Below are 14227 nucleotides of genomic sequence, written 5' to 3'. Positions count from 1 at the left end.
TGGCGTCATCCCCCGGCCACGCCGCCGGTGATGACCTCCGCGGCGGCCAGCCCGCAGACCCGGGCGGCGCCGTGAGTCGCGATGTGCAGCGCTCCGCTCGGCGGTGCCTGGGGTACGCCCATCTCGACGACGACCGTGTCCGGCCGCGCGGCGAGCAGGGCGTCCAGGGCATCGGCCATCCAGGCGTGGCGGTGGACGTCGCGTACCACTGCGACGATCCTACGGTCCGCCGCGTCCGCGAGTACATTTGCGATCATTGCGGGCGCACCCCCGGCTCCGGGCGCACCCCCGTCAGCGGGCGCACCCCCATCGCCGGACGTACCCCCGTCACCCCGCATGTCCTCGCTGCCGTACGTGGCGGTGGCGGTGCCCGGGAGCAGCCGGGCGAGTTCGGCGGCGACGCCCCAGGGGGTCTCGTCACCGACGGCGATGTTGGCGACGGGGGTGAAGGCGGCGACGAACGCGGGCCCGGTGGGCGGCTCGTAGGGCTGGGCGCCGACGGTGATCCGCAGCGCGCGGCGGGCGGCGCGCAGCCCCGCCTCGGGGGCGGGTGCGATCCCCTCCGCCGCACCCGGCCCCCCGGCGTGGCGCGCCCAGTCGCCCAGGGCGCGCACCCGTGCCGCGGCGTCGGCGAGCCGGGCCTCGGGGAGTTCGCCGGCCCGCACGGCGGCGACCAGCGCGTCGCGCAGCCGCAGCACGGTGTCCTCGTCGGCGAGTCCGCCGCCGACGCAGATGGCGTCGGCGCCGGCGGCGATGGCGAGCACGCTGCCGCGCTCGATGCCGTACGCGGCGGAGATGGCCCGCATCTCCATGCCGTCGGTGACGACGAGCCCTTCGAAGCCGAGGCCGCCTTCGCTGACGGGGGCGCGCAGCAGGCCGTGGAGGGCGGCGGGGCTGAGGGTGGCGGGCCGGGCGGGGTCGAGGGCGGGCAGCAGGATGTGGGCGCTCATCACGGCCTTGGTGCCGGCGGCCACGGCGGCCCGGAAGGGGACCAGTTCACGGGTGGTGAGGGTGGCGAGGTCGGCGTCGATGCGGGGCAGGGCGTGGTGGGAGTCGACGGCGGTGTCGCCATGGCCGGGGAAGTGCTTGGTGCAGGCGGCGACCCCGGCGGCCTGGAGGCCCCGGACGTACGCGGCGGTGTGGCGGGCCACGAGGTGCGGGTCGGCGCCGAAGGAGCGTACGCCGATGACCGGGTTGTCGGGGTTGGAGTTGACGTCGGCGGACGGGGCCCAGTTGAGGTTGACCCCGCATTCGGCGAGCCGGCGACCCAGTTCGCGGGCGACGGTCTGGGTGAGAGCGGTGTCGTCGACGGCGCCGAGCGCCAGGTTGCCGGGGAAGGAGGAGCCGGTGCGCACCTCCATCCGGGTGACGTCGCCGCCCTCCTCGTCGATGGCGACGAGGACGTCGGCGCGCTCGGCCCGCAGCTGGGCGGTGAGGGCGGCGAGCTGCTCGGGTGAGGTGATGTTGCGGCCGAAGAGGCCGACGGAGGTGAGCCCCTCGCCGAGCCGCCGCAGCAGCCAGTCGGGGGCGGTGGTGCCGGTGAAGCCGGGCTGCAGAACGGCCAGGGCGTCCCTGGTGAGGGTGTCCGAGCCGCGTGCGAGGGTCGTCATGGGAAAAGGATCATCCCTTCACAGCGCCGGAAGTGAGACCGCCGACCGCCTTGCGTTGCAGGAACAGGAAGAGGAGCAGGATGGGGACGGCGAAGAGCGAGGCGGCCGCCATGGTGGCGCCCCAGTCGTCGCCGAAGACCGTCTGGAAGCTGGACAGCCACAGCGGGAGCGTCTGGGCCTCGGCGTCCTTGTTCAGAATGAGGACGAGCGGGAATTCGTTCCAGGCGGTGATGAAGCCGAACAGCGAGGTGGCCATCAGCCCGGGCGCCAGCAGCGGGAAGATCACCTTCAGGAACGCCTGCGGCCGGGTGCAGCCGTCGACCATCGCCGACTCCTCCAGTTCCCTGGGCACGGCGGCCACGAAGGAGCGGAGGGTGAGGACGGTGAACGGCAGCACCATGACCGTGTAGAAGAGGGTCATCGGGACCAGGCTGTTCAGCATCTCCCCATCGCGGACGATCATGTAGATCGCGATCGTCATGACCTCCCAGGGCGCCATCTGGGCGATCATGAAGACCACCACGAAGCCGCGGCGCCCCTTGAACCGCATCCGGGCGAGGGCGAAGGACGCGAGGAGCGCGATCGCCAGCGAGAGCGCCACCGCCGAGACGGTCACGGTGAAGGAGTTCCCCACCAGGGTCCAGAAGTTGGCGGCGTCCATGGCCGTCCGGAAGTGCTCCCAGGTGGCGTCGGTCGGGAACCAGACCGGGTCCTCGGAGACGATGTCCGACGTCGGCTTGAAGGCCGTGCTGAACATCCAGTAGACGGGGAAGGCGAAGACGACGAAGAGGATGACCGCCGTCGCGCCCGGCCACAGCCGTCCGGCCGCGGAGCGTTTCACTCGTCCTCCTCATGCTTGAGCACGATCCGAAGGTAGTAGGAGGTCAGGGCCAGCAGGATCACGATGGTCAGCAGCGAGATCGCCGCGCCCATGCCGTAGTGCTGGTTGCCCACGCCCTCGACGAAGGCATAGACGGGGAGGGTCTCGGTGAGCCGGTCGGGGCCGCCCTCGTTGATCACGAAGACCTGGGGGAAGGCCCGGAAGACCCAGATCACCTCGAGGAAGACGGTCGCGAGCAGGAACGGCTTGAGGAAGGGCAGGGTCACCGAGGTGAAGCGGCGCCAGCCGCCCGCGCCGTCCAGGGCCGCCGCCTCGTACAGCTCGGCGGGGATCGTGGTGGTGGCCGCGTAGAGGTTGATCGCCACGAAGGGGATCGACTGCCAGACGATCAGTACGGTGATGACGAAGAAGGTCGAGAACTGGCCGCCGGTCCAGTTGTAGTCGGCCATCGAGTGCCAGCCGAGCTTGTCCAGGACCCAGTTGACCACCCCGAAGCGGGAGGCGAAGAGCCACTGGAAGACGGTGGTGACCGCGATGACCGGCATGGCCCAGGCCAGCACCAGCCCGGTCGACAGCAGCAGCCGCATCTTCTTTCCGAGCCGCGCCAGCAGCAGCCCGATCAGGGTCCCCAGCACCATGATCAGGGCGACGTTGACGGCCGTGAAGACCACCGATCTGACCGTGACCCGCCAGAAGTCCTCGCTGGTCAGTACCTCGCGGTAGTTCTCGACGCCGTTCCACTCGGTGAGGTGCTGGATCAGCTGGCGCATGTTGAGGTTCTGGAACGACAGCATGCCGTCCTTCACCAGCGGCCAGCCCAGCAGCACCGCGGTGAACGCCAGCGCGGGCAGGAGCAGCAGATAGGGCGCGGCGCCGGTGAGCCGGCCGCGCCCCGGGGCCGCCCCCCGTCCGGTACGGGTCGGGGGCGCCGCGCGGCCGGGGACCCCGGCCGCCGCCGGGCGGCCGGGGTCCTTGCGTGTGGTCGCTACCGCCATGCCGCTACTGCTCCTGGCTGAGGCGCTTGTTCATCTCGTCCTCGACGGACTTGGCCGCCTCCGTCGGTGACTTGCCCTTCAATACGGCGGTCATATAGGTCTTGATCGGGTTCGGGGCGTTCTCCACCGGGGCCCACTCGGGGATCAGCGGGGTGGTGCCGCCGCCCGCGACGGCGGGTGCGGCGGCCTCGGCCGAGGCGTTGCCCTTGAGCTGGGACTGGAGCGACTCCTTGTTGGGGATCACGCCGCCCTCCTTGGCGAGCTGCCCCTCGTAGGTGTCCGACAGCGCGATCTTCAGGAACTCCTTCGCCAGCTCCTGCTTCTTGCTGCCCGCCGCAACCGCGAGGTTGGAGCCGCCGAGGAAGACGCCTTCCGGCTTGTCCGCGGTCTCCCCCGGGATGGTGAAGTAGCCGATGTCCTTCTCGATCTCCGGGTTGGCCTTGACGGCCACGGCCGCCTCATAGCCCATCCCGATGAAGGCGCCGGTCTTGCCCTTGGCGAAGACATCGGCCTGCTGCGGGGTGGCCTCGTCCTTGTCCTTGGGGGCCTTGCTGAAGGACTGGTACTGCTTGTAGATGTCCATGGCCTTGGCGACCTTGGCGTCGGCGAGGTTGGAGACCCACTTGTCGCCGTCCTTCTTGACCAGCTCGGCGCCGGTGCCGATGGCCAGCCCGTCGAAGAAGTACCAGTTCTGGCCGGGCAGGTAGAGCGGCTCGGCGTCCGTCTTCTTCCGGATGGTCTCGAGGTCCTGGAAGAACTCGGCCCGGGTCTTGGGAGTGCCCTTGATCCCGGCCTTGGCCCAGATCTTCTTGTTGTAGAGCACCACCCGGTTGACCGCGTACCAGGGGGCGGCGTACTGCTTGCCCTCGTAGACCGCGGACTTGTTGAGCGAGTCGGCCCAGTCGGCGCCGATCGACTCCTTGAGGTCGGTCAGCTCGGCCAGGCCGCCGGTCTGGGCGTACGCGGGGGTCTGGGTGTTGCCGATCTCGATGACGTCCGGCGGGTCGGACTCGGAGAGTGCGGTGGTCACCTTCTGCTGGATGCCGTTCCACTGCTGGATCTCCAGCTTCAGCTTGGCACCCGTCTTCTTCTCGAAGGCCGCCTTGACGTCCTTCGTCCAGCCGTCGGGGGTGGACCCGTCCATCGCCCAGACGGTCAGCGTCTCGCCCTTGAAGCCGTCCGCTCCGGCCTTCTCGTCGTCGTCGCCGGACCCGCAGGCCGCAACGGTCACCAGCATCGCCGCGACACCCGTCGCCGCTAACAGCCCACGCTTCACCAGCACACTCCTCAAAGGACCGGAAGAGAGGTTTAATGGTTTAGACCAGTGCCCGCAGCTTGGCCTAGACCTTTGGGGGTGTCAAGGGTGTCCGCGAAGCTCCCGTCGGCTCCGTTACCGGACCGACACCTGACGACATCCGGGCCGAGCAGCCGCCCGGGGCCAGGGCCGTGCCACGATGTGAGCCGCTGAAAACGGAGGAGCCGGTGACGGCAGCAGACCAGGAGTCGGAAGGGCGCGCGATGGAGACCGAGGGGGCAACGGCGGCCGTGGCCACGACGGCGGCCGAGGGCGGCAACAGCTCCGGCGCCACGCGCACCGCGCGCGTGCCCAAGTACTACCGCCTGAAGCGGCACTTGCTGGAAATCACCGAGACCCTGCCCCCCGGCACCCCGGTCCCCCCCGAACGCACCCTCGCCTCCGAGTTCGACACCTCCCGGACCACCGTGCGCCAGGCGCTCCAGGAACTGGTCGTCGAGGGACGGCTGGAGCGGATCCAGGGCAAGGGCACCTTCGTGGCCAAGCCCAAGGTCGCCCAGGCCCTCCAGCTCACCTCCTACACCGAGGACATGAAGGCCCAGGGCCTGGAACCCACCTCCCAGCTCCTCGACATCGGCTACGTCACCGCCGACGACCGGCTCGCCGGGCTCCTGGACATCGCGGCCGGCGGCCGGGTGCTGCGCATCGAGCGGCTGCGGCTGGCCAGCGGCGAGCCGATGGCCATCGAGACCACCCACCTGTCGGCCAAGCGCTTCCCCGCGCTGCGCCGCAGCCTGGTCAAGTACTCCTCCCTCTACACCGCCCTGGCCGAGGTGTACGGCGTCCACCTCGCGGAGGCCGAGGAGACCATCGAGACCTCGCTGGCCACCCCGCGCGAGGCGGGGCTGCTGGGCACGGACGTGGGGCTGCCGATGCTGATGCTCTCGCGCCACTCGCTGGACGCGGCCGGCGAGCCGGTGGAGTGGGTGCGCTCGGTCTACCGCGGGGACCGCTACAAGTTCGTGGCCCGGCTGAAGCGGCCGAACGACTGAGGCCGCACCACCCCGGTCACGCCCGGTGGCTCACGCCCGGCGGCCTCACGCCCGGTGGACGCCCGGTGGCCTCACGCACGGTGGCCTTATCTTTCCCATACCGATATACGGACGGGTAGTGACGTCCGCCGGACCTCTGGCTTAGATTTCCTGCGCATTAAGCAAACGATCAGTCTCGCTCGCAGGTGCTCAGCCGCGGGGACGGAGCAGAGCCCATGTCAGAAACATCCGGTACGCAAGGCAGGAGACCGGTCGTCACGCCCTCGCGCGTCGTGGCCGCTCTGTGCCTGATCGCCCCCTTTGTGGCGATGCTGTGGGTCGGCTCGTACGCCAAGATCGAGCCCACCTTCATCGGCATCCCGTTCTTCTACTGGTACCAGATGCTCTGGGTGCCCGTATCAGCGCTGCTGACGACGGTCGCGTACATCCTGGTCCGGCGTGAGAAGCGGGCCCTGAGCGCGGCGGAGCGGGCGGGCGCGGCCGACAACGGAGGTGCGGCGTAATGGACGGCGTGAACGGCGTCGCACTCGGCGTTTTCATCTTCTTCTTCCTGGCCGTCACGGTCATGGGCTTCATGGCCGCGCGCTGGCGGGCGGCCGAGAACGCCAACAACCTCGACGAGTGGGGCCTGGGCGGCCGCAGCTTCGGCACCTGGATCACCTGGTTCCTGCTCGGCGGCGACCTCTACACCGCGTACACCTTCGTCGCCGTCCCGGCGGCCATCTACGCGGCGGGCGCCTCCGGCTTCTTCGCCGTCCCGTACACCATCCTGGTCTACCCGCTGATCTTCCTCTTCCTGCCCCGGCTCTGGTCGGTGTCGCACAAGCACGGGTACGTCACCACCTCGGACTTCGTCCGCGGCCGATTCGGCTCCAAGGGCCTGTCCCTGGCCGTCGCGATCACCGGCATCCTCGCCACCATGCCGTACATCGCCCTCCAGCTCGTCGGCATCCAGGCCGTCCTGGACGTGATGGGCGTGGGCGGCGGCGAGAACACCAACTGGTTCATCAAGGACCTGCCGCTGCTGATCGCCTTCGGCGTGCTCGCCGCGTACACCTACTCCTCGGGTCTGCGCGCCCCCGCGCTCATCGCCTTCGTCAAGGACGCGCTGATCTACATCGTCATCGCGGTGGCGATCATCTACATCCCGATCAAGCTGGGCGGCTTCGACGACATCTTCGCCAAGGCCGGCGACTGGCTCTCCGGCGAGAACCCGAAGACCGGGGCGCCGCGCGGCGCGCTGGCCAGCGGGGAGAAGGCCCAGTGGGCGTACGCCACGCTCGCCCTCGGCTCGGCTTTCGCGCTGTTCATGTACCCGCACTCGATCACCGCGACGCTCTCCAGCCGCAGCCGCGAGGTGATCCGCCGCAACACCACGATCCTGCCGCTCTACTCCCTGATGCTGGGCCTGCTGGCGCTGCTCGGCTTCATGGCCATCGCGGCGGGGGTGAAGGTGCAGAACGGGCAGCTCGCCATTCCGCAGCTGTTCGAGAACATGTTCCCGGACTGGTTCACCGGCGTGGCCTTCGCGGCCATCGGCATCGGCGCGCTGGTCCCCGCGGCCATCATGTCCATCGCCGCGGCGAACCTCTTCACCCGCAACATCTACAAGGACTTCCTGAAGCCCGACGCCACGCCCGAGCAGGAGACCAAGGTCTCCAAGCTGGTCTCGCTGCTGGTCAAGGTCGGCGCGCTGATCTTCGTCCTCGGCATGGACAAGTCGGTCGCCATCAACTTCCAGCTGCTGGGCGGCGTCTGGATCCTCCAGACCTTCCCGGCCCTGGTGGGCGGCCTGTTCACCCGCTGGTTCCACCGCTGGGCGCTGCTGGCCGGCTGGGCCGTCGGCATGGTCTACGGCACCTGGAAGGCGTACGACACCCCGAGCGCCACCCAGAAGCACTTCGGCAACCTCGCGAACATTCCCGGCATCGGCGAGATCGGCTACATCGGCTTCACCGCCTTCGTGCTGAACGTCGTCGTGGTGGTCGTCCTCACCCTCGTCCTGCGGGCCGTCAAGGCCCCGGCCGGCATCGACGAGACCTCGCCGGCCGACTACAAGGCGGACGCGGGCGACCCGGGCGTCCAGGTCGAGCTGCCCCCGGCCACGGCGGGTGCCCCCGGCGGCCACTGACCCCCCGGCTTCCGCACCGCGACGGGCCGTCGTCCCCCTCATCGGGGGTCGGCGGCCCGTTCGTGTGGTCGCGGTACGCGGGGGTGCCGGCCGCGGGGTGCGGGGGCTTACGGGTGGTACTTCTCCTCGATCCTCTCGGCACCGGCGGACTTGGTGCTCAAGGTGACGCGGACGGTCACGCTGCCGGTCTTCGCGGCCTTCTCCACGTCGTCCACGGTGCACTTCGCGGTGCCGTAGCCGTCCTCGCCGAGGGACACCCTGCCGGGGTCGTCGGCGCAGATCGCGGCCGCGCCGCGGATCTGCGTGGCGTTGGAGACGAAGAATGCCTGGTCGGTGCTGCCGTCCTCGGGGTGGACGATCAGCTTGCCGGGCGCGAGGTACTGCAGCTTGCCGACGAACGTGCGGTGGTTGCCCGCGTTGGCGACGCCACCGCCGGTGGAGGCGGACCCGCCATCGGTGCCGCCGCCCTTCTGGCTCTGCGAGCCGGAGCCGTTCGAGGAGGAACCTCCCGTGGAGGAACCCCCCTTGGCCGAGCCGCCCGTGGACTGGTCCGTGGACCCGCCCGAGGCCGAGGTGTCCTGTGAGGTGTCCTGCGAGGCGTCCTGCGCGGCGGAGGAGGCCGGGGAACCGGCGGACTTCGAGTCCTCGGGACCGCAGGCCGTGGCCCCCAGCCCCAGCGCCGCGGCGGCGACGAGGGCGGCGGCGATGCGGCGGCCGGCGCGGCCGCGGAAGCGCTTGGTGGTGGTGGCGGTGTTCATGGTGTTGCTCCTGTTGTTCTGTTCTCGTGTCTCGCTCCCGGACAACATCAGCTTCGAAGATCGGATTGGCGTTCTGCTAACGGGCGGCTAATGCGGTGGTGGCAGGGGACAAATGGCCGCGCCCCCGCCCAGGTGAGCCCCGTCCGGGTGAGTACGGATACCTATGCCGTGATGGGCGACAGCGCGGATCCGGCCCGCCGGAACCGCGACCTACTGTCCCTTGCATGACCGAGAGCGAGGTTTCCGCCGGAAAGAACCGCGGCCGGTGGGGAGTCGGGTGTGCAGGTGTGCTGGGTCTGCTGCTGACCGTGGCCATGGGCGTGCTCGCGTACGCGAGCACGGATTCGACCTATCCCGACGTCGACCCGGAGAAGACGGCGCGCCGGCTCTCCGGCTACTCCCAGGACGCCTATGCCGCACTCGGCATCGACCGCACCCTCGAAGGCCGCTACGTCGACGCCTTCACCCACAACACCTTCGGGTCCAATGACTGCTACCCGGACGGCCTGTTCAGCTTCGCCGACCCGCCCGTGGACGGCGCGTACCGGCTGTACCAGGAGTGGACCCTGAGCAAGGTGCGCAAGCCGGACGCGCTTCCCGCCCTGCGCGGAGTGCGCGACCGCCTCAAGGCCAAGGGATGGCGCGTCACGGAGTACGGCGAGAACAAGCAGACCGAGGAGTGGAGCGTACGAGCGGAGCGCGACGGCGGCTACACGATCCACGTCACCTGGGAAGCGGAATTCCAGCGGCTTTCCGGCTTCGTCAGCGCGTCCTGTGCGATGGACCCCGGCTGGCCGGAGAAGAAGTGGGAACAGGAGCGGGAAGACGGGTACAGCGGCTCGTACGACGGGCCGACCCTGAACTTCCCCCCGGCGCTCACCCCGGCCTGACACCGGCACGTCACAGGTGGCCGGTCAGGAAGGTGACCGTCTCGGCGAGCGGAGCCCGGTGCGTACGGGCGAGGGGCGCGGTGGCGTCCTCGAATCCGATCGACATGCCGCAGAACAGGATGAGCCCTTCCGGGGGCGACACGACCCCCGCGACGGTCGCCCGGTACACCGACCACGCCATCTGCGCGCAGCTGTGCAGCCCTTCCGCCCGCAGGAGCAGCATCACGGTCTGCAGATACATGCCGGCGTCGGCCCACTGCGCCCGGCCCATCCGGCGGTCGAGGTAGCAGAGCAGGAGAGCCGGTGCGCCGAAACAGTCCCAGTTCGCGGCGACGGCCCGCGCGCGGGCCCGCTCGTCCCCCCGGGACACGCCGAGCGCGGCGTAGCGCTGCTCGGCGGCGGCGGCCCGACGCTCGCGGTACGGGCTCTCCAGCTCGGGCGGGTACATGGCGTATTCGCGCTCGTCCCCGGGATCGCCCGAGGCCACGCGCTCGGCGACACGCTTCTTGAGCCCGGCCAGGGGCGCGCCGGTCAGTACGTACGTGTTCCACGGCTGCAGATTCCCTCCGGACGGTGATCGGGCAGCGGCGTGCAGTACGCGTTCGAGCACCTCCCTCGGTACGGGCTCGTCCGTGAACCCGCGTACCGCCCGTCGGCTCGCGACCGCCTCGTAGACGTCCACCAGCGATGTCCTCCCATGTCGTGGGGCTCCTCTACTGTGTTGACGGACGAGGACGGGGAAAGGTGACCGGTGCACGCGCAGGACGAACCCGCGGACGGACCCGCGGACGAACTCGCGCTCGGACTCGCCGACCGATTCGAGGCGCATCGCGACCGTCTGCGATCGGTCGCCCATCGCATGCTCGGATCGTTCAGCGAGGCGGAGGACGCTGTTCAGGAAGCGTGGCTGCGGCTGACCCGTGGCGGCACCGACGACGTGGAGAACCTGGGCGGCTGGCTGACGACCGTCGTGTCCCGGATCTGCCTCGACATGCTGCGCTCCCGGGCCTCGCGGCGGGAGGACCTCGCCGGCCACCCGGTGCCTGACGAGACCCCGGACCCGGACCGGGGCGGCGACCCGGAGCAAGAGGCTCTGCTGGTCGACTCGGTCGGCCGCGCCCTGCTGGTCGTACTGGACAGACTGGGCCCCGCGGAGCGGGCCGCTTTCGTGCTGCACGACATGTTCGCCGTGCCGTTCGACGAGATCGCGCCCATCGTCGACCGCTCCCCCGCCACCACCAAGAAGCTCGCCAGCCGCGCCCGCCAGAAAGTGCGGGGGGCCGCTCCCACCCTCCCCGGCACGGAGCTCGCCCGGCAGCGGCGCGTGGTCGAGGCGTTCCTGACCGCTTCGCGCGCCGGCGACATCGACGGCGTCCTCGCGGTCCTGGCCCCCGATGTCGTACGCCGCGCCGACCGGGCCGCCGTTCCCCCGGACCGGCCCGGCGAGATCCGTGGCGCGCGGGCCGTGGCGGAGGAGATCGCCGCCTTCGGCCGGAACTCCCGCTTCGCGGAGCCGGCGCTGGTGGGCGGCCGCGTGGGGATCGTCGTCGCGCCACAGGGCCGACTGCGGCTCGTGGTTGCCGTCACCGTCGTCGGCGAGCGGATCACCGCGTACGAGCTCATCGCCGATCCGGCCCGGCTTCATCGGCTCGACCTGGCGGTCCTCGACGCGGTGCTCCCCCTCGGCGGTTGATCGGCAGCCGGTCAGGCGGCGATCTCGTGGGCGGCACAGGGCGGCGGCGCGAGCTCGAACCAGAGCAGCTTGCCGCTGATCCCGAAGAGCCCGTCCGCGAGGGTGTAGCCGCCCCAGTTGTCCGCGCAGATCCGCACGATGAGCAGCCCGCGCCCGTACGTGGCCTCGGTGTTCGCGGACGCCTCGGCGAGGGCGGCCGAGCGGTCGAAGAGGGCCGGGGGCTTGTCGAAGGGTGGCGGGATGTCCGGGTTGTTGTCCCAGACGCTGATGCGGAGACGGCCCTCTTCGATGGCACGGATGCGCATTTCCGCCGGGCCGGTGGTGTGGCGGTAGGCGTTGGTGACCATCTCGCTGGCCACGAGGGTGGCGGGGTCGGTGAGTTCGCCCATGCCGTGGCGGGCGAGGACGGCCCGCAGGGTGGTGCGGGCGATGGCGGCGGCACGGGGGTCGTGGGGCAGGCGGAGCGAGTACGACCAGGGGTTTTCCAGGCTTTCCTCGGACGCGATGGACACGGAAGGCTCCCGTCTTGGGGTGGGGTTCGCGTCTCCAACCGTACGACCCCCCGATGGCCTATATTCCATTAGCTCGCAGAAATAAGGGCCAAGTTGCCCTGTGTGGGTGACGCGTGCACACTGTGTGCCGACCGGGAGGAATACATGCCGTCGAGCAACACCCCGACCCTGCGTCAGCAACGACTGGGCGCTGAGCTGCGCAAACTGCGGGAGCGCGCAGGGCTGTCGACCACTGCGGCCGCCTCACTTCTCGGCGTCAACCAGTCCCGCATCAGCAACATCGAGGCCGGGCGGTACGCCGTGGGCGCCGATCGCGTCCGCACCATGGCGCGCAACTACACCTGCGCCGACGGGAGACTTGTCGAGGCGTTGGCGGGCATGACCGGAGGTCGCACTCGTGGCTGGTGGGAGGAGTACCGGGACATCCTCGTTCCCGGCTTGCTCGACCTCGCCGAACTCGAACATCACGCCACGGCACTGCGCATCGCGTCGGTGGTCCACATGCCTGGTGTGCTCCAGACGACGCAACACGCGCGCACCATCTTCAGCGAGGCGATTCCACCCCTCGCCGGGTACGAGGTGGAGCACCGGGTCTCGTTCCGCATCAAGCGGCAGGCCATCCTCTACGGCGACCAGCCGACCCCGCTGACCGCGATCCTCCACGAGGCCGCCCTGCGGATGGGTTTCGGCGGACCGGAAATCATGCGCGGCCAGCTTGAGCACCTCGTCGAGATGAGCGAACACGAGCACATCACCATCCTGGTGATTCCTTTCGGAGGCGGCACTTTCCCCGGCTCCGGGCAGCCCATCGTCTATGCTCACGGCCCGGTGCCACAGCTCGACACCGTTCAGTTGGACACGGACCACGGGTGCGAGTTCATCGACGCGGAGGCCAAGTTGGTGATGTATCGCTCCGTGCTGGAGCGGATGGAGAGCTGCGCCCTGGACCCCGCGAAGTCACGCGATCTGATTCATGGCATCGCACAGGACGCCTGAGAGGGAATTCATGCCCACACTCCGCTGGCGGAAGTCGTCGTACAGCTCCCAAGGGGCCAACTGCCTCTACGTCTCCTCCACCGACGACGCCACCGTCCGACTCCGCGAGAGCGACGACCCCGACACCATCCTCACCACCACCCCCACCACCCTCCGCACCTTCATACGCAGCGCCAAAGCAGGCCACCTCGACCACCTCGCCGAGGGCTGAGCGAGGCTGTCACCCGCGTGCGGCACACTGCCGATATGGACATCATCATCAGGCGGGCGCGGGGCGAGGAGCTGGACAGTGTCGGGGAGCTGACCGCGCAGGCGTACCTCGGGGACGGGCTGCTGACCTTCAAGGACAGCGACGCGTATCTGGCCGAGCTGCGCGACGCCCGGCGGCGGGCCGAGCTGGCGGAGGTGCTGGTCGCGGCCGACGCCGGGAGTGACGAGGTGCTGGGGGCGGTGGCGTTCGCGGTGCACGGTGGGGCGTACGCGGAGCTGGCGCGGGAGGGGGAGGGGGAGTTCCGGATGCTCGCCGTGCGGCCCGAGGCGCGGCGGCGGGGGGTGGCGGAGGCGCTGGTGCGGGCGTGTCTGGAGCGGGGGCGGCAGCTGGGGCTCGCGCGGATCGTCATATCCAGCCAGCAGCAGATGGCCGCCGCCCACCGGCTGTACCGGCGGCTGGGGTTCGTACGGGCCCCCGAGCGGGACTGGGAGCCGGTACCGGGGATCACACTGTGGGCGTTCCGCGTGGAGCTGGGAGCGCCGGCCTCCCGCACCTCCCCCGCCAACAGCGACGAAGGCGGCACCGGCGGTGTCACCGATCGGTGACATCCCCGAGGTGACTTCGAGGTCAGAAGCCCCTTAGGGTGGCGCGTACTCATCAAAGCCAGTTCGGCTTGAATCTGCCTTTCCCACGGGGGTAATCCATGCATCGCCACTCCGTGCGCCTCGTCGCCGTCGCCGCGGTCGGACTGTTGGCCCTGACCGGCTGCGGGAAGAAGGGCAGGCACAGCGACGGGGGTGGCTTTGTCTCCGGTGGCCTCGGTGGCGGTGTGCCGTCCGGGGCCAGCGGGGTGCCGACCGACCTGCCCTCGGGTATGCCCAGCGGTCTCCCCACGGACCTGCCGTCGGGCGCCCCCTCGGGCGCCCCGTCGTACGGGACCCCGTCGTCCTCCCCCACCACGCTGGGCCCCTACGACCCGGAAGGGCTTGATGAGGTCGACGGGAGCAACTGCTACTTCGACCCGTCGGCCGGTCAGCTCTCGTACGGCGTCACCGTCACCAACGACGACACGGCGCGGAACTACAGCTACAGCATCGCGGTGAGCTGGAACGATCCGTCCGGCGGCCTCATCGGATACCGCCACAAGTACGTGACGGTGCTCGCGAACTCCACCAAGAAGATCACCATGACGGACACCACCAGCTACACCAAGCGGACGTCCATCACCTGCCAGATCAGCGCGGCGGACAAGACCCCCGCGTCCTGAGCCGAGGAGCCAAGCA

General features: G+C 70.0%; 16 protein-coding genes. 9 read left to right on the top strand and 7 right to left on the bottom strand.

Annotated features, from left to right (window positions below; all coding sequences use genetic code 11):
* Positions 1-5: 5 nt before the first annotated feature.
* The 4 genes from BBH68_RS19725 to BBH68_RS19710 are packed head-to-tail and all read right to left on the bottom strand — an operon-like array spanning position 6 to position 4722.
* Positions 6-1610, bottom strand: coding sequence for a glycoside hydrolase family 3 protein (locus BBH68_RS19725; protein WP_065964292.1), 1605 nt, complete (start codon positions 1608-1610; stop codon positions 6-8).
* 10 nt (positions 1611-1620) lie between these two features.
* Entirely contained in the window at positions 1621-2451 is an 831-nt protein-coding gene (locus BBH68_RS19720) for a carbohydrate ABC transporter permease (protein ID WP_065964290.1), read from the bottom strand.
* Complete coding sequence (locus BBH68_RS19715; RefSeq protein ID WP_065964288.1) at positions 2448-3446, bottom strand: carbohydrate ABC transporter permease; 999 nt, start codon at positions 3444-3446, stop codon at positions 2448-2450. The genes BBH68_RS19720 and BBH68_RS19715 overlap by 4 nt, the downstream gene beginning before the upstream one ends.
* Positions 3447-3450: 4 nt before the next feature.
* Positions 3451-4722: an extracellular solute-binding protein gene (locus tag BBH68_RS19710; protein WP_065964286.1), complete on the bottom strand. Its 1272-nt coding sequence runs from the start codon at positions 4720-4722 to the stop codon at positions 3451-3453.
* 242 nt (positions 4723-4964) lie between these two features.
* Here BBH68_RS19710 and BBH68_RS19705 point away from each other — a divergent pair, with 242 nt between their 5' ends.
* From BBH68_RS19705 to mctP, 3 genes are all read left to right on the top strand, one after another.
* Positions 4965-5753 carry a GntR family transcriptional regulator gene (locus BBH68_RS19705; RefSeq protein WP_065964281.1) on the top strand — a complete coding sequence of 263 codons (789 nt, stop codon included), beginning with the start codon at positions 4965-4967 and terminating at the stop codon, positions 5751-5753.
* A gap of 215 nt (positions 5754-5968) precedes the next feature.
* Positions 5969-6256, top strand: coding sequence for a DUF3311 domain-containing protein (locus BBH68_RS19700; protein WP_065964276.1), 288 nt, complete (start codon positions 5969-5971; stop codon positions 6254-6256).
* Positions 6256-7884: a monocarboxylate uptake permease MctP gene (gene mctP / locus BBH68_RS19695; RefSeq protein WP_065964275.1), complete on the top strand. Its 1629-nt coding sequence runs from the start codon at positions 6256-6258 to the stop codon at positions 7882-7884. The genes BBH68_RS19700 and mctP overlap by 1 nt, the downstream gene beginning before the upstream one ends.
* A 107-nt stretch (positions 7885-7991) precedes the next feature.
* Here the strand turns inward: mctP and BBH68_RS19690 are convergent, their stop codons facing one another.
* Positions 7992-8642, bottom strand: coding sequence for a hypothetical protein (locus BBH68_RS19690; RefSeq protein WP_065964274.1), 651 nt, complete (start codon positions 8640-8642; stop codon positions 7992-7994).
* A gap of 224 nt (positions 8643-8866) precedes the next feature.
* Between BBH68_RS19690 and BBH68_RS19685 the strand changes: the two genes are divergently transcribed.
* Complete coding sequence (locus tag BBH68_RS19685; protein WP_141713025.1) at positions 8867-9532, top strand: hypothetical protein; 666 nt, start codon at positions 8867-8869, stop codon at positions 9530-9532.
* A 10-nt stretch (positions 9533-9542) separates the two neighbouring features.
* On the opposite strand, the gene BBH68_RS19680 is transcribed toward BBH68_RS19685, so the two are convergent.
* Positions 9543-10214 carry a nitroreductase gene (locus BBH68_RS19680; RefSeq protein WP_065964268.1) on the bottom strand — a complete coding sequence of 224 codons (672 nt, stop codon included), beginning with the start codon at positions 10212-10214 and terminating at the stop codon, positions 9543-9545.
* Positions 10215-10283: 69 nt separating this feature from the next.
* Between BBH68_RS19680 and BBH68_RS19675 the strand changes: the two genes are divergently transcribed.
* Positions 10284-11225, top strand: coding sequence for a sigma-70 family RNA polymerase sigma factor (locus BBH68_RS19675; protein WP_065964267.1), 942 nt, complete (start codon positions 10284-10286; stop codon positions 11223-11225).
* 11 nt (positions 11226-11236) lie between these two features.
* On the opposite strand, the gene BBH68_RS19670 is transcribed toward BBH68_RS19675, so the two are convergent.
* On the bottom strand, positions 11237-11731 hold the full coding sequence (locus BBH68_RS19670; protein WP_065964407.1) for an ATP-binding protein: 495 nt from the start codon (positions 11729-11731) through the stop codon (positions 11237-11239).
* A 150-nt stretch (positions 11732-11881) separates the two neighbouring features.
* On the opposite strand from BBH68_RS19670, the gene BBH68_RS19665 reads away from it, so the two are divergent.
* The 4 genes from BBH68_RS19665 (at position 11882) to BBH68_RS19650 (ending at position 14211) form a co-directional block, all read left to right on the top strand.
* Positions 11882-12733: a helix-turn-helix domain-containing protein gene (locus BBH68_RS19665; RefSeq protein WP_065964265.1), complete on the top strand. Its 852-nt coding sequence runs from the start codon at positions 11882-11884 to the stop codon at positions 12731-12733.
* 10 nt (positions 12734-12743) lie between these two features.
* Positions 12744-12944, top strand: coding sequence for a DUF397 domain-containing protein (locus BBH68_RS19660; RefSeq protein ID WP_065964263.1), 201 nt, complete (start codon positions 12744-12746; stop codon positions 12942-12944).
* Positions 12945-12979: 35 nt separating this feature from the next.
* Positions 12980-13549: a GNAT family N-acetyltransferase gene (locus BBH68_RS19655; protein ID WP_079151088.1), complete on the top strand. Its 570-nt coding sequence runs from the start codon at positions 12980-12982 to the stop codon at positions 13547-13549.
* 98 nt (positions 13550-13647) lie between these two features.
* Positions 13648-14211 carry a hypothetical protein gene (locus tag BBH68_RS19650; protein ID WP_065964260.1) on the top strand — a complete coding sequence of 188 codons (564 nt, stop codon included), beginning with the start codon at positions 13648-13650 and terminating at the stop codon, positions 14209-14211.
* Positions 14212-14227: the final 16 nt, after the last annotated feature.

Origin of the sequence: Streptomyces sparsogenes (genome assembly GCF_001704635.1) — a bacterium.
Taxonomy (GTDB): domain Bacteria; phylum Actinomycetota; class Actinomycetes; order Streptomycetales; family Streptomycetaceae; genus Streptomyces; species Streptomyces sparsogenes.
Note: the sequence above shows the minus strand (reverse complement) of the source record. Positions and strands in the feature narration are given on the sequence as shown.

Bases quoted from the DNA above. Each gene is read 5' to 3' on its own strand.
- BBH68_RS19725 (WP_065964292.1), bottom strand. From the start codon at position 1,610: ATGACGACCCTCGCACGCGGCTCGGACACCCTCACCAGGGACGCCCTG.
- BBH68_RS19715 (WP_065964288.1), bottom strand. From the start codon at position 3,446: ATGGCGGTAGCGACCACACGCAAGGACCCCGGCCGCCCGGCGGCGGCC.
- BBH68_RS19705 (WP_065964281.1), top strand. From the start codon at position 4,965: ATGGAGACCGAGGGGGCAACGGCGGCCGTGGCCACGACGGCGGCCGAG.
- BBH68_RS19700 (WP_065964276.1), top strand. From the start codon at position 5,969: ATGTCAGAAACATCCGGTACGCAAGGCAGGAGACCGGTCGTCACGCCC.
- mctP (WP_065964275.1), top strand. From the start codon at position 6,256: ATGGACGGCGTGAACGGCGTCGCACTCGGCGTTTTCATCTTCTTCTTC.
- BBH68_RS19690 (WP_065964274.1), bottom strand. From the start codon at position 8,642: ATGAACACCGCCACCACCACCAAGCGCTTCCGCGGCCGCGCCGGCCGC.
- BBH68_RS19685 (WP_141713025.1), top strand. From the start codon at position 8,867: ATGACCGAGAGCGAGGTTTCCGCCGGAAAGAACCGCGGCCGGTGGGGA.
- BBH68_RS19665 (WP_065964265.1), top strand. From the start codon at position 11,882: ATGCCGTCGAGCAACACCCCGACCCTGCGTCAGCAACGACTGGGCGCT.
- BBH68_RS19660 (WP_065964263.1), top strand. From the start codon at position 12,744: ATGCCCACACTCCGCTGGCGGAAGTCGTCGTACAGCTCCCAAGGGGCC.
- BBH68_RS19655 (WP_079151088.1), top strand. From the start codon at position 12,980: ATGGACATCATCATCAGGCGGGCGCGGGGCGAGGAGCTGGACAGTGTC.
- BBH68_RS19650 (WP_065964260.1), top strand. From the start codon at position 13,648: ATGCATCGCCACTCCGTGCGCCTCGTCGCCGTCGCCGCGGTCGGACTG.